19 protein-coding genes are annotated in these 19922 nt (G+C 62.6%); 4 read left to right on the top strand and 15 right to left on the bottom strand.

What is annotated here, in order from left to right:
* Nucleotides 1–3: 3 nt before the first annotated feature.
* The 12 genes from BXA07_RS06210 to BXA07_RS06155 form a co-directional block, all read right to left on the bottom strand.
* A complete protein-coding gene (locus BXA07_RS06210) occupies nt 4–1404 on the bottom strand; it encodes a Do family serine endopeptidase (RefSeq protein WP_244556217.1) in 1401 nt (466 codons plus the stop codon).
* Between the two features lie 325 nt (nt 1405–1729).
* The gene (locus BXA07_RS06205; protein ID WP_076566633.1) at nt 1730–2038 is read right to left on the bottom strand and encodes a sigma-E factor negative regulatory protein; all 309 of its coding nucleotides are present in this window, start codon (nt 2036–2038) and stop codon (nt 1730–1732) included.
* A gap of 72 nt (nt 2039–2110) precedes the next feature.
* Nucleotides 2111–2728 (bottom strand): RNA polymerase sigma factor RpoE, encoded by a 618-nt coding sequence (gene rpoE / locus BXA07_RS06200; RefSeq protein ID WP_076566632.1) that lies wholly within the window; start codon nt 2726–2728, stop codon nt 2111–2113.
* A gap of 72 nt (nt 2729–2800) precedes the next feature.
* Nucleotides 2801–3301 carry a hypothetical protein gene (locus BXA07_RS06195; protein ID WP_076566630.1) on the bottom strand — a complete coding sequence of 167 codons (501 nt, stop codon included), beginning with the start codon at nt 3299–3301 and terminating at the stop codon, nt 2801–2803.
* 121 nt (nt 3302–3422) lie between these two features.
* The gene (gene fabF, locus BXA07_RS06190) at nt 3423–4673 is read right to left on the bottom strand and encodes a beta-ketoacyl-ACP synthase II (protein ID WP_076566629.1); all 1251 of its coding nucleotides are present in this window, start codon (nt 4671–4673) and stop codon (nt 3423–3425) included.
* A 29-nt stretch (nt 4674–4702) separates the two neighbouring features.
* Nucleotides 4703–4942, bottom strand: a complete 240-nt coding sequence (acpP, locus tag BXA07_RS06185; protein ID WP_008449912.1) for an acyl carrier protein — start codon at nt 4940–4942, stop codon at nt 4703–4705.
* Nucleotides 4943–5120: 178 nt separating this feature from the next.
* The gene (gene fabG, locus BXA07_RS06180; RefSeq protein ID WP_076566627.1) at nt 5121–5864 is read right to left on the bottom strand and encodes a 3-oxoacyl-ACP reductase FabG; all 744 of its coding nucleotides are present in this window, start codon (nt 5862–5864) and stop codon (nt 5121–5123) included.
* Between the two features lie 53 nt (nt 5865–5917).
* The gene (fabD, locus tag BXA07_RS06175; RefSeq protein ID WP_076566626.1) at nt 5918–6859 is read right to left on the bottom strand and encodes an ACP S-malonyltransferase; all 942 of its coding nucleotides are present in this window, start codon (nt 6857–6859) and stop codon (nt 5918–5920) included.
* A gap of 32 nt (nt 6860–6891) precedes the next feature.
* On the bottom strand, nt 6892–7890 hold the full coding sequence (locus BXA07_RS06170) for a beta-ketoacyl-ACP synthase III (RefSeq protein ID WP_076566624.1): 999 nt from the start codon (nt 7888–7890) through the stop codon (nt 6892–6894).
* A 15-nt stretch (nt 7891–7905) separates the two neighbouring features.
* Nucleotides 7906–8973: a phosphate acyltransferase PlsX gene (gene plsX, locus BXA07_RS06165; protein WP_076566622.1), complete on the bottom strand. Its 1068-nt coding sequence runs from the start codon at nt 8971–8973 to the stop codon at nt 7906–7908.
* A gap of 210 nt (nt 8974–9183) precedes the next feature.
* A complete protein-coding gene (gene rpmF / locus BXA07_RS06160; protein ID WP_034749653.1) occupies nt 9184–9366 on the bottom strand; it encodes a 50S ribosomal protein L32 in 183 nt (60 codons plus the stop codon).
* Nucleotides 9367–9678: 312 nt separating this feature from the next.
* Nucleotides 9679–10176 (bottom strand): YceD family protein, encoded by a 498-nt coding sequence (locus tag BXA07_RS06155; RefSeq protein ID WP_076566621.1) that lies wholly within the window; start codon nt 10174–10176, stop codon nt 9679–9681.
* A gap of 223 nt (nt 10177–10399) precedes the next feature.
* Here BXA07_RS06155 and BXA07_RS06150 point away from each other — a divergent pair, with 223 nt between their 5' ends.
* Nucleotides 10400–11008, top strand: a complete 609-nt coding sequence (locus BXA07_RS06150; RefSeq protein ID WP_076567114.1) for a Maf-like protein — start codon at nt 10400–10402, stop codon at nt 11006–11008.
* 18 nt (nt 11009–11026) lie between these two features.
* Nucleotides 11027–11776: an SAM-dependent methyltransferase gene (locus BXA07_RS06145; RefSeq protein ID WP_076566619.1), complete on the top strand. Its 750-nt coding sequence runs from the start codon at nt 11027–11029 to the stop codon at nt 11774–11776.
* A gap of 78 nt (nt 11777–11854) precedes the next feature.
* On the opposite strand, the gene rlmJ is transcribed toward BXA07_RS06145, so the two are convergent.
* A complete protein-coding gene (gene rlmJ, locus BXA07_RS06140) occupies nt 11855–12772 on the bottom strand; it encodes a 23S rRNA (adenine(2030)-N(6))-methyltransferase RlmJ (RefSeq protein ID WP_076566617.1) in 918 nt (305 codons plus the stop codon).
* Nucleotides 12773–13049: 277 nt separating this feature from the next.
* Here rlmJ and BXA07_RS06135 point away from each other — a divergent pair, with 277 nt between their 5' ends.
* Entirely contained in the window at nt 13050–13478 is a 429-nt protein-coding gene (locus BXA07_RS06135; protein WP_076566615.1) for a thioredoxin family protein, read from the top strand.
* Nucleotides 13479–13609: 131 nt separating this feature from the next.
* Here BXA07_RS06135 and BXA07_RS06130 read toward each other — a convergent pair whose 3' ends face one another.
* Both BXA07_RS06130 and BXA07_RS06125 read right to left on the bottom strand, forming a co-directional pair.
* The gene (locus tag BXA07_RS06130) at nt 13610–15883 is read right to left on the bottom strand and encodes a xanthine dehydrogenase family protein molybdopterin-binding subunit (RefSeq protein ID WP_076566613.1); all 2274 of its coding nucleotides are present in this window, start codon (nt 15881–15883) and stop codon (nt 13610–13612) included.
* An 18-nt stretch (nt 15884–15901) separates the two neighbouring features.
* The gene (locus tag BXA07_RS06125; protein WP_076566612.1) at nt 15902–19018 is read right to left on the bottom strand and encodes an EAL domain-containing protein; all 3117 of its coding nucleotides are present in this window, start codon (nt 19016–19018) and stop codon (nt 15902–15904) included.
* A 262-nt stretch (nt 19019–19280) separates the two neighbouring features.
* Here BXA07_RS06125 and BXA07_RS06120 point away from each other — a divergent pair, with 262 nt between their 5' ends.
* Nucleotides 19281–19787 carry a DUF1993 domain-containing protein gene (locus tag BXA07_RS06120; RefSeq protein ID WP_034779265.1) on the top strand — a complete coding sequence of 169 codons (507 nt, stop codon included), beginning with the start codon at nt 19281–19283 and terminating at the stop codon, nt 19785–19787.
* The last annotated feature ends 135 nt before the right edge of the window (nt 19788–19922 follow it).

Raw genomic sequence — 19922 nt, 5'->3', positions numbered from 1 at the left:
ATTTTACTTGGCCGACGGGCGCAGCGGAACGAATTGCGCCGTGTCGCCACGGCGCACGAGCACGGCCGCCGATTTCTTCGGATCGAGCTTGGCCACCAGCGCGTTGAACTGCTTGGCATCCTTCACGGCAACGTTATTCAACTGCAAGATCACGTCGCCAGGCTGCAATCCGGCCATCGCGGCCACGCCATCGGCGTCATCGACTTGCACGCCAGCATCAATCCTCAGCTCCAGCTTCTTTGCGGCAGGCACGTCGCTGACCTTCAGGCCCAGCGCGTTGGCCGTTTGCGCCTCCGGCTCCCTGGCGCCCTTCTTGGCCGTCTTGCCGCTATCGAGCTCGCTTACGGTGATGGGCAAGGTCTGTTGCGCCCCGTTGCGCCAGATGGTGATGTTGCTCTTGCCGTTCACGGTGGCGCCGCCCACCAGGCGCGGCAGGTCGGACCAGCGCTCGATGGCGGCGCCATTGAATTTGAGGATGATGTCGCCGGCCTTGATGCCCGCCTTGTCGGCCGCGCCGCCCGGCTCCACCATCGACACTTGCGCGCCATTTCCATTTGGCAAGCCCAGCGATTCGGCCACTTCCTTGCTGACGGCGCCGATCTGCACGCCGATGCGTCCGCGCACCACTTTACCCGTCTTCTTCAGCTGCTCGCCCACGCGCATGGCTTCATCGATGGGCACGGCAAACGAAATGCCGTTGTAGGCGCCGGACAGGGTGGCGATCTGCGAGTTGATGCCGATCACTTCGCCGCGCATATTGATCAGCGGGCCGCCCGAATTGCCGGGGTTGACGGCCACGTCGCTCTGGATCAGGGGCAGGTAGTCGCCCGTGTCGCGCGCCTTGGCGGAAATGATGCCGGCCGTGACCGTGTTTTCCAGGTTGAATGGCGAGCCGATGGCGATCACCCACTCGCCCACGCGGATCTTGTTCGAATCGCCGATGGTCAGGCGCGGCAGGTTGGCGCCTTCGATCTTCAACAGGGCCACGTCGGTGGCCGCGTCGGCGCCGATCACCTTGGCCTTGAATTCGCGCTTGTCCGTCAGCGTCACATACACTTCATCGGCGCCATCGACGACGTGCGCATTGCTCAGCACGTAGCCATCGGCCGAGATGATGAAGCCGGAACCGACGCCGCGCTGCACTTCCTGCTCCTGCGGCACGGCACGGCGGCCGCCGCGCGGCGCCTGCTGGCGCGGCGTCGGCATGGCGCCGCCAAAGAAGCGGCGCAGGAATTCCTGCATTTCCTGCTCATCCTGGCCGCCCATGCCGGGGCCGTTCATCTTCAGGCGCTCGGTGGTGCGGATATTCACGACGGCCGGGCCGACGGCGTCGACGAGGTCCGAAAAATCAGGCAGCTTCACGGCCGGCACGGCAGCGTGGGCCTGTGGCGCCAGGCCCAGCATGGTCGGGGCAAAAAAGACGCCAGCCGTACCGAACAATAAGGCGGAAAGCGTCTTCACTGAAAACGTCTTGCTGGCAGCACACATATTTTTTTTCATGGAAAGGATCTTTTCGAGTATTAAAACGGATCAGGCGATGGCCTGCGTGCATGATTCACCGTCATCGCGGACTCGCCAGAGGAACACACCTGACAGCACGCATGGCATGCAACAATATATCGCAAAAGCAAGATATTGCCTGTTCATAGTGTCAATCGGGTGGAAGTCCCATGTCAAGGGGGCGCACCTGGCATTAAGCCTCGCGTAAGGCGGGCCAGCCCCCCCCCCCCTAGCGCGGCACCAGCGGCTCCGGCATGCCCGGCGGCACCAGCGCCGACGGCACGGGCGCCGGCGCGCTGTCGCAGGCGGGCGCCGCCTCGCTGGCCAGCCGGCTGGCCAGCCGCGCGGCGAACTGGGGACTCAGCTCGTGGCCGCACTGGTCCGAGCGCAGGACATCGCCGATACACCGGTAGGCTTCCCAGGCCTGGCGGCCCGTTTCCGTGTCGAGGGCGGCAAAGGCCAGTTCGAGTTCGCTGGCCGCCAGCTCGCCATCGGCCAGGGCGGAAATGTTCTCGTGCAATTGGGTGTGCGTGTCCATGATAGGCCCTGCCATTTCAAGAGTAGCTGTGCGGAAACCGGGCGCAGCCATGCCAACTCCATACTCATCACATTACCAACGCTTGTCAATCGGCATGTCCAACAACGGCTTCAATTTTTCCGCGATCACTTCGCGCGCGCGGAAAATGCGGCTGCGCACGGTGCCGATGGGACAGGACATGATCTCCGATATCTCTTCATAGCTGAGTCCCTCGATTTCGCGCAACACGATAGCCGTGCGTAACTCGATGGGCAGCACATCCATGGCCGCGTTGACGGTCGCCGCAATCTGCTTGCTGGCCAGCACCGATTCGGGCGTATTGTTGTCACGCAACTTGTTGCCATCGTCGAAGGACTCGGCCTGTTCCGCATCGGTGTCGCTGGACGTGGCCGCGCGCCGCCCTTGCGTGACCAGGTGATTCTTGGCCGTGTTGATGCCGATGCGGTACAACCATGTATAGAAGGCGGCTTCGCCGCGAAAATGCCGCAGCGCCCGGTACGCCTTGATAAAGGTTTCCTGCACCACATCTTCGGCCTCCGCCGGGTCATGCACGAGGCGCGACACCAGACGCATCAGGCGACGCTGATACTTCGATACCAGGACGTCAAATGCCCGTTTGTCGCCAGCCTGCACCCGCTCGACCAGTAACTGATCATACTCGCGCTCTGTCCTCACGCCGCGTATCCCCATTGGCATGCAGCGTGGGCGCCTGTATGGATATAGAGTTGGCCCGCTGCAAGAAGTTCAGTGTTCGCCCCACTTTTATTCTTCCCTTTCCCGCGCCGCAATGGCCCGGCACGCCACGGCCAGCTGGCGAAACGCGGGGCAAGCACGCCCCCGCTGCGCCAGCACGGCGCTGCGCCGTCCTGCGCCATCTTCCAGGCACAGCACCAGCAGCGACGGCCACAAGGTGGAGCCCGGCAACAGCCGCCGCAGCGACGACGCCGTCCCGCAGGCATCCGCCGGCGCCGCGCCATGCTCCAGATATACCGCCAGCCGCAACTGGCCGACCGGCGAAATATCAAGCCTGTGCGGCTTTCTGCGCCAGCGCAGGGCCAGCAGTAAAAAACCGCCGCCAAGCGCACTGAGCACGGCGCCAGCCCAGCCCAGCGCATAGGCGCCCACGAGCACGCCTGGCCCGGACGCACTGCGCCAGGCACCGGACAAGGGCCAGGCAGCGAGCAGCGCAGCCACGCCAAGGACCGCTTGCAGCCAGCGCAAACAGATGGGCGCGCGAATAAGCAGCGATACGGCGATTGACATACAACAAGGGAAAAGAAAGGCGCGCCAGCAACATGCCGGGCAAATTCAGGCGCCAACGAACGTTGGCGCCGAATCAGCGCTCACTACGGTTCGACCGCAGCGAGCGCTTGAAAGTTCCTGCTTATTTCGCTTTACCGAAAATCAGTGTGCCATTCGTACCGCCGAAGCCGAACGAATTCTTCACTGCATAATCGATCTTCATATCCCGCGCCGTGTTGGCACAGAAATCGAGATCGCAAGCGGGATCCTGGTTGAAGATGTTGATGGTCGGCGGCGACACCTGATGGTGCAATGCCAGGACCGTAAACACCGCTTCCAGACCGCCCGCGCCGCCCAGCAAATGGCCCGTCATCGACTTGGTCGAGTTGACGACCAGGTTCTTGGCGTGCTCGCCGAAGGTGCGTTTGATGCCCATCACTTCCGCCACGTCGCCTTGCGGGGTCGACGTGCCGTGCGCGTTCAGGTATTGAATCTGATCCGCGTTCAAGCCGGCGTTGTTGAGGGCCGCGATCACCGATTTGCTGCCGCCGCTGCCATCTTCCAGCGGCGAGGTCATGTGATAAGCATCTGCGCTCATCCCGAAACCATGCACTTCGGCATAGATCTTGGCGCCACGGGCCACCGCATGCTCGTACTCTTCCAGCACCATGACGCCAGCGCCCTCGCCCAGCACGAAGCCGTCGCGGTCGGCATCCCACGGACGCGATGCCGTTGCCGGATCGTCGTTGCGGGTCGACAAGGCGCGTGCCGAGGCGAAACCGCCCAGGCCCAGCGGCGACACGGTCGACTCGGCACCGCCGGCGATCATGACGTCGGCATCGCCGTACTCGATCATGCGCGCTGCCGCGCCGATGCTGTGCAGACCGGTGGTACACGCCGTCACGATCGCCAGGTTCGGGCCCTTCAGACCATATTTGATCGAAAGGTTGCCAGAAATCATGTTAATGATCGAGGCAGGCACGAAAAATGGCGAGATACGGCGCGGACCGCGCTTTTCGTACTCGGACTTGGTTTCCTCGATCAGCGGCAAGCCGCCGATACCGGAACCGATGATCACGCCGATGCGTTCGGCGTTTTCCTCGGTCACTTCCAGGCCGGAGTCCTGCATCGCCTGGATGCCTGCAGCCATGCCGTAATGGATAAAGGTATCCATATGGCGGGCTTCCTTACCGGAGATGTAATCTTCGATATTGAAGCCTTTGACTTCACCGGCAAAATGCGTGGTGAATGGCTGTGCATCAAACTTGGTAATCGTGGCAATGCCGGATTTACCTTCGATGATTGCGCCCCACGCCTCGGCAATAGTATTGCCGACAGGTGAAACGCAGCCCAGGCCGGTTACAACAACACGACGGTTTTTAGAACGGCTCAAGCGATTCTCCTGAAGTCGGTCAGACAGGCTTAGGCCTTGACGTGTGCGGTGGCGTAGTCGATCGCCTGTTGCACGGTGGTGATTTTTTCAGCTTGTTCGTCAGGGATTTCCATTTCGAATTCGTCTTCCAGGGCCATCACCAGTTCCACGGTGTCCAGGGAATCGGCGCCCAGGTCGTCGACGAAGGAGGATTCGATTTTGATGTCTGCTTCTGCAACGCCCAGTTGCTCAGCGACGATTTTCTTAACGCGTTGTTCGATATCCGACATGTTATGGCTCCAAAGTGTGTGTTACGGAAAGTGCGCGCATTTTATCAGGTTTGCGCGTCCGAATACTAATTTCGGTGTCTGCTGCTAATTCGACCGAAGCTGCTGCTAAAAGATGCGATTATAGACAAAAACGACCGTTGAATCATGCCACAAACGCCCGCCCCGTCTACCGTTCACATCAATTCATATACATTCCGCCATTCACGTGCAGGGTCGTGCCCGTGATATACGCCGCTTGCGGCGAGGCCAGAAAGGCCACGGCCGCCGCCACGTCTTCCGGCTTGCCCAGGCGGGACAGGGGAATTTGCGTCAACAGGGCCGCGTGCTGCTCTTCGCTCAGGGCCTTGGTCATGTCGGTATCGATGAAGCCTGGGGCGATGCAGTTCACGGTAATGTTGCGGCTGCCGATTTCGCGCGCCAGCGCGCGGCTCATGCCTTCCACGCCGGCCTTGGCCGCCGCGTAATTCATCTGCCCCGGATTGCCCGACGACGCCACCACGGACGTGATGTTAATGATACGCCCGGCCTTCGCTTTCATCATGCCGCGCAGTACGGCGCGCGACAGGCGCCCGACGGCCGACAGGTTCGTCGAAATCACGCTGTCCCACTCTTCATCCTTCATGCGCATGGCCAGCTGGTCTTGCGTGATGCCCGCATTGTTGACCAGGATGGACAGGCTGCCGTAGGTTTTCTGCACTTCGTCGACGACTTGCGCGCAGCGCGCCGCATCGGTCACGTTCAGGACCAGGCCCTTGCCCGCCACGCCTTCGGCGGCCAGGTAATCGGTGATCGCTTGCGCGCCGCTTTCCGAGGTGGCCGTGCCAACGACGGTGGCACCCTGCTTGCCCAGTTCGGTGGCGATGGCGCGGCCGATGCCGCGCGAGGCGCCCGTGACCAGCACGACTTGATTTGCTAAATTCATGTGTATCCTTAAAGATGGCTGACGGCAGCCATGACTGCACTGCCGTTTGCTGTTTACTTGAGCTGCGTCAAAATGCGTTCCAGCGATGCCTGGTCGACGATGGCGTCGCCCACCAGCACGGGATCGATGCGCTTGGCCAGGCCCATCAGGACCTTGCCCGGACCACATTCGATCACTTGCGTAATGCCATCGGCGGCCACCTTCTGCATGGTCTCCACCCAGCGCACGGGGCTGGCGGCCTGGCGCACGAGGGCGTCCTTGATGCCGGCCACGTCATTGACGACGGCCACGTCGACGTTGTTGATCAGCGCGATCTGCGGCGCGGCGAACGTCAGGCCGGCCATGTACTCGCGCAGGCGGTCCGATGCGGGCTTGAGCAGCGACGAGTGGAACGGCGCGGAAACGGGCAGCTTCATGGCGCGCTTGGCGCCCTTGGCCTTGGCCAGTTCGCAGGCGCGCTCGACGGCGGCCGTATGGCCGGCGATGACCACTTGCGCTGGCGCATTGAAATTGACGGGTTCGACCACCAGGGCCGGGTTTTCCGCCGCCGCTTCGGCGCAGGCGGCGCGCACGTCGTCATCCGACAGGCCCAGCACGACGGCCATCGTGCCCTGCCCCACGGGTACGGCTTCCTGCATCGCTTGCGCGCGGAAACGCACGAGCGGCACGGCATCCTTGAACGAGATCACGCCGGCGGCGACCAGCGCCGAGTATTCACCGAGACTGTGACCGGCCACGACCGTCGGCACGGGGCCGCCCGCCGCCAGCCAGGCGCGGTAGAAGGCCACGGCCGCCGTCAGCATCACGGGCTGCGTGTTGGTGGTCAGGTCCAGCTCTTCCTTCGGACCTTCGGCGATCAGCTTGCCCAGGTCGCATTGCAGGGCGTCCGACGCTTCGGCGACGGTTTGCGCCACCACGGGGTTGCCGGCAAAACCGTCGAGCATCGCAATCGCTTGCGAGCCTTGGCCTGGGAAAACAAATGCAAATTGTGTCATGTCGACTCCGTTCTTTTAATAGTGTTGCGGGATTACATGCGCGCCAGCACGGCGCCCCAGGTAAAGCCGCCGCCCACGCCTTCCATCATGACGTTGTCGCCCTGCTTGACGCGGCCGTCGCGCACGGCGATGTCGAGCGCCAGCGGGATCGAAGCGGCCGAGGTGTTGCCATGCTGGTCAACGGTGACGACCATCTTGTCCAGTGGCAAGCCGAGTTTCTTGGCCGTGCTGTTCATGATGCGGATGTTCGCCTGGTGCGGGATCAGCCAGTCGATCTGGTCCGACGTCATGTTGGCGTGCTCCAGGGCTTCGTGCGCGACCTTTTCCAGCACGGACACGGCCAGCTTGAAGACGGCCGGGCCATCCATGTACAGGAAGGCGCTGCCGGCCAGCGCACCGCCGGCCAGGCTGCCGGGTACGCTGAGGATGTCCGAATGGCGGCCATCGGCGTGCAGCTTGGTGGCCAGGATGCCCGGCTCTTTCGATGCCGTCATGACGATGGCGCCGGCGCCGTCGCCGAACAGCACGCAGGTGCCGCGGTCGTCGAAATTGAGGATGCGCGAAAACACTTCGGCGCCGATCACCAGCACGTTCTTGTGCATGCCCGATTGAATGAAGCTATCGGCCGTGGCGACTGCATAGACAAAGCCGCTGCAGACGGCTTGCACGTCGACGGCGGCGCAGTTATTCGTGATGCCCAGCTTGTTTTGCACGATGCAGGCCGTGCTGGGGAAGCTGCCGAAGAAATCGGGGGTCGAGCTGGCGACGATGATCAGGTCGAGGTCGTTGCCGTTCAAGCCAGCCATTTCCAGGGCCTTTTTGGCCGCTTCCACGCCCAGGTCCGAGGAATTTTGCGTCGGCGCCGCGTAATGGCGCGCCGAAATGCCGCTGCGCGAGACGATCCATTCATCCGAGGTCTCGATGCCCTTGGCGGCGAGCTGTTCGGTCAAATCCTGGTTGGTGACGCGCTTCTCCGGCAAATAGCTGCCGGTGCCGATAATTTTGCTGTAAGTTTTGCTAAAAACAGTCATGCAAGTACCCGTCCACTAAATGGTAGAGCTTGTTGATGTAGGTTCGTCCGGTACTGGCGTGCGCGGCATCAGCTCGGCGATCAGGCTGGCCAGGTGCGCTTGCACGTCATTTTTTGCCGCATCAAAGGCGCGGCGCAAAGCCCATTCGAAGGAATAGGCGTCGGCGCTGCCGTGGCTCTTGAAGACGAGGCCACGCAAGCCCAGCAGGCTGGCGCCGTTGTAACGCGAGGGATTCAGGCGGTTGCCGATGGCCTTCAGGGCGCCGCGGGCGATCAGCGCGCCCAGCATGGTAATCGGATTGCGCTTGAATTCGGAAGTGAGCACGTCTTTCATGAAGCGCGCCAGGCCTTCGATGGCTTTCAGGGTGACGTTGCCGACAAAACCGTCGCAGACGACGATGTCGGTCGTGCCCTTGAAGATATCGTTGCCTTCCACGTTGCCGTAGAAGTTCAGCGCGCCGCGTTCGTGGTCGGCCTGCAGCAGTTTCGAGGTGAGCTTCACCACTTCATTGCCCTTGATATCTTCCGTGCCCACGTTCAGCAAGCCGATCGTGGGGCGTTCGATGCCTTCCATGGCGGAAACCAGCACGGAACCCATGATGGCGAACTGGTGCAAGTGATGCGGTTCGCAATCGACGTTGGCGCCCAGGTCCAGCATGTAGGTCGGGCCGTTCTTTTGATTCGGCAAGATGCTGCAGATGGCCGGACGGTCGACGCCGGACATGGTTTTCAATACATAGCGCGACACGGCCATCAGGGCTGCCGTATTACCGGCGGAAACGGAGGCTTGCGCCACGCCGTTCTTGACCTGTTCGATGGCCACGCGCATGGAGGAATCCTTCTTGCGGCGCAGCGCCACTTCCAGGGGATCGTCCATGGTAACTTGTTCGGAGGCATGCAGTACCGACAGGCGCGGATGCGTGTCGGCTTTATGTTTCTTCAGTTCGGCACGGATCACGTCTTCCAATCCAACAAGGATCAGTTCTGCTTCAGGCTCATGTTTTACGAAGGAAATTGCTGCGGGGATAGTGACTGAGGGACCATGATCTCCGCCCATGCAGTCGATAGAAATTTTGATTGTCATTTGTGTTGATTCAGTACCGCTGCGGGCGTGCGGCAAGATGTGAATCGGACTGGAGCATATGCAGGGCGCAACATATCATGCACAGACCTGGACAGCGTGATTCAAAATGACGGGTGTGCAAGATGAATTGCAGCCGATAAAAAAGAAGAAGCGGCGCCACGCCGAATAACCACGCAACACCGCTTTCATCTTACCCAACAAAAACGTCGATTACTCGTCGTTTTTGGTCTTCAACACTTTACGGCCACGATAGAAGCCGTTAGGGCTGATATGGTGACGCATGTGTGTTTCGCCGGTAACTGGCTCGACGCTCAATTGCGGCGCGACCAGGAAGTCGTGCGAACGGTGCATGCCGCGCTTGGAAGGGGTTTTCTTGTTCTGTTGAACTGCCATGATGACTCCTAATACATAAGTTCTAAAATTTTAGCACATTCGATTAGCAAATACATGCGAATCGAGTATCCCAGCGGCAAAGACTACCCGAAAACAGTCCGGACCGACATCGTTTATTACAATTACATTTCACTACACTTGCCATACTCGATTACTACACGCGTTTGACACGTTCTTTACAGGAGGCATAAAAAACCTACTGCGCGTCCCGCTATCGCCTCGGCGGCGCTCAGTACTTCCGTACGCTTGCGCTACTCAAGACGATATCGGGCCGCTCGCTACGGTTTTTTAAGGCTTCCTTTCTTACACTACTTATTCTGGCTTCAAGTCTTTCAGTGCCGCGAACGGCGACTTCTTTTCAGTCTTGAGAGCATCGAGCTGCGCCGTATCGGGGCAGACGTCGTGTTTGGGTACCTGCGGCAGGGCCAGCAAGGCTTCATCTTCGATCAGGGCCGCGGCATCCATGGTGCGGCTGCCAACGATCACGTCGATCGATTCATCATCGATGATTTCTTCGATCTCGTCCGCATGCTCGTCATCCTTGCCCAGCATCAGAACAGTCGAAGAATCAATCGCGTAAGCATACGGAGTCAGGCAGCGCTGGCATACCAGCTGAACGGTGCCGTTGACCGACAAGGTCAGTTGCGGGTAGCCCAGCTTGCTGGTGCCACCAACGATCTTCCAGGCGATCTCGCCGGAAGCATCTGCACAATCCTTGGTCAACCGGGTCATTTCAGCGACAGGAGTTACACCCTCGCGGCTCCCGCTGATACGACAAAAATCAAAGGCGTCGATCACAAAAGCATTCATTGGTAGAAAATTTCCCCGGAAAACCTGCGATAATAACAGGGTTTTTAGCACGGAGTCAAAGGCTAAGCATCTTTTTTGACGCAATCATTTCCATTAACATGACAACTTCATCAACACCGTCATGCCGCATGGAGCCTCATTCATCGGCTCTGCGCCCGGGAATTTGCGTGAAATCCCACTGACATCGACCAGCGCGGCCATGCCGGCCGTCATCCACTACCGAATGATACCAACTTCCGCCCCATTGCGCTTGATTCTTGCATCGAGTTCAACCTACCGCAAGCAATTGCTGCAACGCCTGCGCCTGCCTTTCGAGGTGGCCGTGCCCGATCTCGACGAAAGTCCCCTGCCAGGCGAAAGCCCCAGCGCCACGGCCCTGCGCCTGGCGCAGGCCAAGGCGCAGGCCGTGCTCGACCGTTTCCCTGGCAGCCTCGTCATCGGCTCAGACCAGGTCGCCACCCTGGACGGCGCGCAGATCGGCAAGCCGGGCAACCATGCCAACGCCCTGCGGCAGCTGCAAGCCATGCGCGGGCGCCAGACCGTGTTCCACACGGCACTGTGCCTGCTCGACGGGCGCAAGGCGCCCGCCGTGGCGCAAGTGGAAGATGTGCAGACCCTCGTCACCGTGCGCGACGTGCCCGATGCCGAACTGGACGCCTACCTGCGCATCGAGCAGCCCTACGACTGCGCCGGCAGCGCCAAGAACGAGGGCCTGGGCATCGCCCTGCTCGAACGTATCGACAGCACGGACCCGACCGCCCTCACCGGCTTGCCGCTGATCGCCCTGACGGGCATGCTGCGCAAGGCGGGCGTGGCGTTTTTCACCCTTTAATTTCCCCACAAGAAGAATATGACTGGCACCCTGTACCTGATCCCCAACCACCTCGGCCTGTCCGACGGCGCCATCGACCCGCTGGCCCGCATCATTCCCGAGCAGGTGCGGCACCTCACCTCGCAACTCGATTATTTCGTTGCGGAAAACGCCAAGACGGCGCGCGCCTTCCTGAAACTGATCGGCAACCAGCATCCGCTGGCCAGGCCGCTGCAGGAAATCACGATTTCCGAACTCAACGTCAATACCCCGGCGCAAGCGCTGGCCGGCTTGCTGGCGCCGCTGCTGGCGGGACGCGACGCGGGCCTCGTGTCGGAGGCGGGCGTGCCCGCCGTGGCCGACCCTGGCGCCGACCTCGTGCGCCTGGCGCACCAGCACGGCATCAAGGTGCGTCCGCTGGTGGGGCCGTCGTCGATTTTGCTGGCCGTGATGGCCAGCGGCCTGAACGGCCAGAGCTTCGCCTTCAACGGCTACCTGCCCACGGATGCGGCCCTGCGCGCCAAGCGCCTCAAGGAACTGGAAAGCCGTTCGCGCAATGAAAAGCAGACCCAGCTCTTCATCGAGACGCCGTACCGCAACGCCGCCATGCTCGAAGCGCTGGTAGCCCAATGCGCGCCATCGACCCTGATCTGCGTGGCCACCGACCTGAGCCTGGACACGGAAAGCGTACAGACGCGGAATGGCGGCCAGTGGAAGAAACAATTGGCCGCCGGCAAGGCACCGGACTTCCACAAGAAACCGACCGTGTTCTTGTTGCTGGGACAGTAATTCCTCAGCCATAAAAAAAACGCCACGGGCACATTACCCGTGGCGTTTTTTATTGCGGCACGACCAAGCCGAGCATGACTACACCCTTCTCGTGCCCGTATTCTTCTGTCCGCCCTTGCCCGTTTCCAATACGAACTTCGCGCCATCGTCGCGGCCCAATACCTTCACCAGGTACGGCATGACTTCGCGCAACATCGGCTCCAGCGTGTACGGCGGGTTCAAGATGAACATGCCGCTGCTGTGCAAGCCAAAACCGTCCGGCGACGGCGTGTTGACGGTCAGGGTCACGTGCAGCCAGTCCGAACTGGGCAGCTGCTTGAGCTTGTCGGCAAACTGGCGCGATTCCATGCGCTGCAGCACCGGGTACCAGACGGCGTACATGCCCGACGGGAAGCGCACGAGCGCGTCGGCCAGGGTGTCCTTGACCTTGCGGTAATCCATCTTGTCTTCGTACGGCGGGTCGATCAGCACCAGCGCGCGGCGCGATGGCGGCGGCAGCAGGGCCTTCAGGCTCTGGAAGCCGTCGGCCTTGGTGATGATGACGCGCTTGCCGCGCACGGTGGGACGCTCGCCCTGGGCCAGCGCATGCGCCTCGACCTTGCGGAAGTTATCAGCCAGAATCTTGGCGTCGGCAGGATGCAGCTCGAACAGGCGCAGGCGGTCTTGCTCGCGGCTGACCTTGTCGGCGCAGTACGGCGAACCCGGGTAGTAGCGCATCTTGCCGCTCGGATTCATTTCCTTGATCAGCTTCATGTAGTCGGCCAGCGAAGCGGGCCAGTCCGTGCGATCCCACAGGGGCGCGATGCCCGTTTCGTACTCGGCATTTTTCGACGCATAACCGCCGTCGAGCGCATATACGCCCGCGCCGGAATGGGTATCGATATAACTATAGGCGGTATCTTTTTGATTCAGATATTGCAACAACTGAATCTGCACATAATGTTTCAACACATCGGCGTGATTACCCGCGTGAAAGGCGTGGCGGTAACTCAACATAAGCTGGCTAATTCCATAATAAAAATAAACAAAGGCGGGAGCGCTGACACCGGGCAGGGCGTGAAAACAGACTGGAGGAGTCAGGCTGCGGGGCCAGGAAACAGCATGGACCAGCGTAATCAGCGCGCAATTACCAGCATTATCCACTAGAAAGGTGAGTTACATCAAAAAACACGGGCAAACAAGCTCATGCATTCTCGGGACTGCGCTGGCCGGGCGCGGTAGAATACGCGCATCGGGCGCCCCGCGCCCATCCGCCCTACTGATATCGACAGCCATGCACAGCCTGACCCTTACGACCGATAACCGCGCCGACATCGCGGCAGCCCTGGCCGGCCCCCGCTGGACCGTGGCCTGCCTGTGCGCGCTGTGGTGCGGCACCTGCGGCAGTTACCGCGCCACGTTCGAGGAACTGGCCGCGCGCCACCCGGACACGCTCTTCGTCTGGATCGACATCGAAGACCAGGCCGATGTGGTGGGCGACCTCGACATCGACAACTTCCCCACCCTGCTGATCCAGCGCGAAGACCAGGTCGCCTTCTTCGGCACCGTGCTGCCCGACGGCGGCCTGGCGCACCGCATGGTGCAGGCGCAGCAGGCGCTCAGCGCGGCCGAACTGGCGGCGCTGGCCACCAGCACGCAGGAGCGGCGCGACTGGCAGCGCGACTGCAATCTGCGCAACTTGCTGGCCGCCACCCTGGCCTAGAACACCCGACAAAACCTACTGCGCGTCGCGATTTGCGGCCTCCGATGCTCACCGTGCATCCGCACAGCTCCGCTTCTCAGCCACAACTCACTGCCGCTCGCTACGGTTTTGTTAGGTGTTCTTAATAAACTTTACCCCAGGCGCAGCGGCAGGCTGCGCAGCCGTTTTCCCGTCAAGCTGAAGACGGCGTTGGCCACGGCCGGCGCAATCGGCGGCGTGCCCGGCTCGCCCACGCCTTCGGGGTGTTCCGCGCTGGCGATGATGATGGTTTCCACCTCGGGCGTTTGCCCCATGCGCAGCACGGGATAGTCGTGGAAGTTGCTCTGCTCGACTTTGCCATCCTTGAAGGTGATTTCGCCGCCCAGCGCCGCCGACAGGCCGAACAGCACGGCCGACTCCATCTGCTGGGCGATGATGTTCGGATTGACGGCGATGCCGCAATCGATGGCGCAAACGACGCGCTGCACGCGGATCTCGCCGTTTTCCACCGATACCTGCGCCACTTGCGCGACGATGCTGCCGAACGACTGGTGCAGGGCCACGCCGTGCGCATGGCCCGGTGGCGCAGTGCCCGCCTTGCTGACGGCCGCGTCGAGCACAGCCAGGTGGCGCGGATGCTGCACCAGCATGGCGCGGCGGAAGGCGATGCCGTCCTGCCCCGCCGCGTGCGCCAGCTCATCGATAAAACTTTCCTTGAAGAATGCGTTGTGCGAATGCCCGACCGAGCGCCAGTAGCCGACCGGCACGGCACTGTCGGCGATCACGTGGGCGATGCGCTGGTTGGCGATTTCATACGGCATGTCGAATTCACCTTCGGCCGTGGTCTTGTCCGGGCCCGCGCCGGGCAGGCCGAAATTGCGCCGCAAAAACTGGTGCGTGATGGAAGCGCTGACGGATTTGTTGTCCCAGGACGCGATGCGGCCATGCTCGTCGAGGCGGGCCGCAAAGCGGGCCAACGCGGCGGGACGGTACATATCGTGCTGCGTGTCCTGCTCGCGCGTCCACACCAGTTGCACGGGCGCGCCATGGCACTGCAGGGCGATGGCCACGGCTTGCGCAATCATGTCCACTTCCAGGCGGCGGCCGAAACCGCCGCCGAGCAGCAGCACGTCGATGGCCACGTCCTGCGCATCGACGCCGGCCACCTTCGCCGCCACGTCGACGGCGATGCCGGGCGCCTGCGTGGAGACCCACAGCATCACCTTGCCATTTTTCACCTGCGCGGTGCAGTTGACGGGTTCCATGGCCGCGTGGGCGAGGAAAGGCGCGCGGTACTCGGCCTTGACGCTGCGCAAGGCCTGCGCCGCCTTGCCTTCGACCTCGCCGCTGGCATAATAGGCAAAACCGGCGTCGCCATCGAGCAGGCGAGAAAAATCGGCATACACGGCGTCGCTGGACAAGCCCGCCTGCGGCCCCGCCGTCCACTGCACGGCCAGGGCGGCGGCGGCCGTCTTCGCGCGCCAGTACGTGTCGGCCACGACGGCCACGCAGGAGACACCGCGCTGGCCCAGCGCCGCCGTCAGGTCCGCCACCTTCTGCACGCCGGGCAGCGCCAGCACGCTCGCCGCGTCGAACGAAGCAACGGTATCGCCGAGACGCGGCGGCAGCTGCAGGGCCGCGTACAGCATGCCGGGCGGGCGCGCATCGATGCCGAAACGCGCGCTGCCATTGACTTTCGACGGCGTGTCGCGGCGCGGCGCCGGCTGGCCGATCAGTTTGAAATCCTTGGGCAGTTTCAGCACGGGCGCGCCGGGATCGATGGCGGCGGCGCGCTGCGCCAGGCTGGCGTAAGTGGCGCGCCGCCCGTCCGGGTGCTTGACTTCGCCATTCTCCGTACGGCATTGCGCGGCCGGCACCTGCCACTGCGCGGCGGCGGCTTGCAGCAGCATGGCGCGCGCGCAGGCGCCCGCCTCGCGCATGGGGCCCCAGCCATCCTTCACGCTCGACGAGCCGCCCGTGACGACCACGCCCAGCTCGCGCGCGGCCTTGGCCACCGTCCACTGCGCCAGCGCTTTGACGCGGCCCTGGTCGTCCGGGTGGAAGGGCAGGCTATCCTTGAGCATGGCCACATTGCCGAAGATTTTATCCATGGGCGCCTGGATCAGCTTGACGCTGCTCAAAGGCACGTCGAGCTCCTCGGCCACCAGCATGGGCAGGGCCGTGTGCACGCCCTGCCCCATCTCGCTGCGCGGCATGGCCAGCAGCACCGTGCCGTCGGCCTGGATGGCCAGCCAGCCGTTCAGGGCCACGGCGCCGCCGGGCACGGCCAGCGGCGCACTGCCGTTCAGGCGCTGGCGCGGCGGCAGCACGCCCCAGCCCAGCACCAGGGCACCCACGCCGGCCACGCCGAGGCCGAGGCCGCCGAGCAGGAAACGGCGGCGCGACGTATTTTTTTCTCCGGCCATGGCATACCCTCTATTTGGTTAATGATCGCTCCAGCGCTCCAGCATATCCTGTGCCAGCACCGGACGGCTATAAAAATAGCCTTGCGCCAGCTTGCAGCCGTGGCGCAGCAGGAAGGCCGCCTGCTCTTCCGTCTCCACGCCTTCGGCGATGACGGACAATTGCATGCTCTTGCCCAGCTGGATGATGGCAATGGCGATCGCTTCGTCGTTGACGTCCGTCGAGATATCCTTGATGAAGGAGCGGTCGATCTTCAGCGTCTGCACGGGCAATTGCTTCAAATAGGCCAGCGAGGAATAGCCGGTGCCGAAGTCGTCGATGGCCAGGCCCACGCCGATGGCGTGCAAGTCGTTGATGAAACCCAGGGCGTCGCCCGTGTTCATGATCACCGATTCCGTCACTTCCAGCTGCAGCCGCTGCGGCTCCAGGCCCGTTTCCTGCAAGATATCGGCCACCATGCCGGCAATGCTGCCCCGCTCGAACTGTTTCACGGACAGATTCACGGCCATCTTCGGCACATGCAAGCCCTGCGCCTGCCAGCGCATCATCTGGCGGCACGCCTCGTCGAGCACCCATTTGCCGAGCTGGTTGATGAAGCCGCTGTCCTCGGCCAGCGGGATGAAGCGGGCCGGCGGGACCAGGCCCAGTTCCGGATGGTTCCAGCGCACGAGCGCCTCGACGCCCACCAGACGGCCCGTGTCGATTTCCACCTGCGGCTGGTAATTGAGGAACATCTCGTTCTTTTCCAGCGAGCGGCGCAAAAAGGTTTCCAGACGCAGGCGCTCGACGCCCTCGCCCGTCATCGACGGCGCATAGAAGCGGTAGCCGTTGCGCCCGCGCGCCTTGGCCTGGTACATGGCCACGTCGGCATTGCGGATCAGCATGTTCAAGTCCAGCGCATCGTCCGGATACAGGCTGATGCCCACGCTGCAGGTGACGAACAATTCGTGGCCGGCCACCGTGAACGGCTGGTCGAACATGGTCATCAGCTTTTCGGCCACCTGCGTCGCGCCATACTCGCCGTCTATGCCTTCGAGCAACACGATGAATTCATCGCCGCCCAGGCGCGCCAGGGTGTCGCCTTCGCGCAGGCGCGCCGACAGCTGCCCGGCCACCTTTTGCAGCAGTTCATCGCCCACATGGTGGCCCAGGGTGTCGTTGACGTTCTTGAAGCGGTCCAGGTCGATGAACAGCACGGCCAGCTGCTCCTGGTCGCGCGCGGCGCGCAGCAGCGCGTGCTGCAGGCGGTCGTGGAACAGCAGGCGGTTCGGCAGCGCCGTCAGCGGGTCGTGGTGCGCCATGTGGTCGAGCTTTTCCTGCGACTCCTTGATCAGGGTGATGTCGCTGAACACGCCTACGTAATGGGTGGTGACGGCGCGCGTGTCGCGCACGGCGCTGATGGTCAGCCACTCGAGGTAGACTTCACCGTTCTTGCGCTGGTGCCAGACTTCGCCGCGCCAGAAGCCGCTGGCGATCAGCTCGTCCCACAGGGCCTGGTAGAACGCCGCGTCGTGGCGCGCCGAGCGGTTCAGCGATGAATGCCGGCCCAGCGCCTCCGCTTCGGTGTAACCGGTGATCTGCGTAAACGCCGGGTTGACGGTGACGATGATGCCTTTCGCGTCGACCACCATCACGCCGTCGGCGATGTGTTCGAGCACGGTGGCCGACAGGCGCAGCTTTTCCTCCGCCTCCTTGCGCGCCGTGATGTCTGCATACACCCAGATGCTGCCTTCGTTGGCGCGCTGCGGATCGAGGGCGCAGCCGCTCACCAGCGCCCAGAACAGGCTGCCGTCGCGGCGCTGGTACTGGCGCTCTTCGCTGAAATCGCCGCCGGCCGCCAGGGCCGGGTACTGGCGCTCGCCCGCCTCCTCGAAATCATACGAGGAAGTGAAGACGATGGCGGTCGAACTGCCCATCATTTGACCTGGATCATAGCCGAACAGCTCCTCGCAGCGGCGGTTCACGGAAACGATGCGGCGGTGGCGCACGAACATCACGCCGAACATGACGTTGTCGAGAATCGCGCTCTGCTCGGTCAGCAGCGCCTCGATGCGCATTTCGTGGTGCTTGCGCTGGCTGATGTCGGCGATGATGCCGTCGACCCAGGTCACGCCCTGCCCGCCCGCCTGCGGCTGGCCATTCTCCGCCACCCAGCGTTCGGTGCCGAGGGCGTCGATGATGCGGTATTCCAGCGCATATGGCCGCACCTCGAGCACGGCCTGCTTGACGGCGCGGCGGTGTTCGCGGCGGTCTTCCGGGCAGATCAGGTCGGCCCACGCATGCGTGCTGCCGCGCATGAACTGGCGCGCCGAATAGCCGGCGATCTCTTCGATGGCATCGCTGACGAAGTCGATGGGGCCGTCGGGCCGGTAGCGGAAGACGGCGCCCGGCACCTGCGTGACGATGGTGCGGAAGCGCTCCTCGCGCTGGCCCACGTCCTCGAACAGCTGGCGGATGGCCGCGCGCATCTGTTCCAGCTGGGCGGTCAGCCGGCCCAGCTCGTCATTGCTGCCCGAATCGAGGCGCGTGTCGAAATCGCCGTGCGACAGGCGGTCGGAAAAACGCATCAGGCGGCGCAGCGGCTTGAGCAGGCGGCGGTTCAGGAACAGCACGATCAGCGCCATCGACACGGCCAGCTGCGCGCCCAGCACGAAAATGTAAGCGACCTGCTTTTCGCGCAACTCCTGCTGGCTGCGCGCATCATCCATCTCGACGACGACGTGGCCGATGCGTTCGCCGCGCACGAGGATGTCGCGCCCGGTGCGGTACACATTCCCCACGGGCCGCTGCGGCGCCCGCAGGCTGATGAATTCGGTATCCCCCTGCCCCAGCACCTTCACCAGCAGCACGGCGCGGTCGCGCATCACGGATTCGACCAGCGAGTGTGCCGATTCCGCATTCATGTTCCACAGCGACTCCTGCATGCCCAGCGCGAGGATGTCGGCATTGCGCTGCAAGGCCTCGTTCAGGCTGGTGCGCGCCGACTGGCGTTCATGCACGCCCACGAGCAGGTAGCTGCCGATGATGGCAGGAAGGACCAGGCCGCCGAAAACCACCAGCAGCAGCGCGCCATAGATCGACGAGCCATACAGGGCGCTCAGGCTGGCACGCAGGCGTTGATAGAGTGAATTAGACATGCAGGGACACGGCAACAGGGATCAGGCGAGCGATCATCGAACTTTACGGGGGAATCAGGGTGGACGGGGCGGGAAGAAACTTTTTCAGAAGCAATTATGCATGCAAAAAGCGGGGAAAGTCACCAATAAACACGCGCCGGCAGCTACTTCATGTCATATACACAGGCTTGAAAAACCACACGCCCCCCGGCGCAGCCATCGAGCGCCAGCAGAAAACCGCGCCGCTTGCTATCATCGCGCCACTTCACCTAGAGGAACCACCATGACCTTCTCCATCTATTCCGCATCGATCCCCGTCTTCAAACAGATCCTGGGCAGCCTGGCCGCCATCCTGGACAAGGCGGAAACGCACGCGCAAGACAAGAAAATCGACCCGAACGCCCTGCTGCAGTTCCGCCTGTTCCCGGACATGCTGCCCTTCGTGCGCCAGATCCAGATCGCCACCGACTTTGCCAAGGGCTGCGGCGCGCGCCTGGCCGGCGTGGCCGTGCCCCCGTATGAAGACAGCGAACAGAGCTTTGCTGAACTGAAGGCGCGCATCGTGAAAACCATCGCCTTCCTGGAAAGCCTGCCGCAAGCGGACATCGACGGCAGCGAAACGCGCGCCATCACCACCGGCAGCGGCGAAAAGACCAAGCACTTCACGGGCCAGACGTATCTGTTCCACTACGCGCTGCCGCACTTCTTCTTCCACGCGACGACGGCCTACGACATCCTGCGCCACAATGGCATCGAAGTCGGCAAGAAGGATTTTATCGGCAGTTACTGAGACGCATAAGCAAATCTACTGCGCGGCGCGCTGTGCGGCCTGCGATGCTCGCCGTACTTGAGTACGGCTGCGCTTCTTAGCCACACATCATCGCCGCTCGTTACGATTTGCTCAAGCGTCGACGCAATAGGGGAT

The organism is Janthinobacterium sp. TND4EL3 (assembly GCF_900156175.1).
In the GTDB taxonomy this organism is placed as follows: domain Bacteria; phylum Pseudomonadota; class Gammaproteobacteria; order Burkholderiales; family Burkholderiaceae_D; genus Janthinobacterium.
Note: the sequence above shows the minus strand (reverse complement) of the source record. Positions and strands in the feature narration are given on the sequence as shown.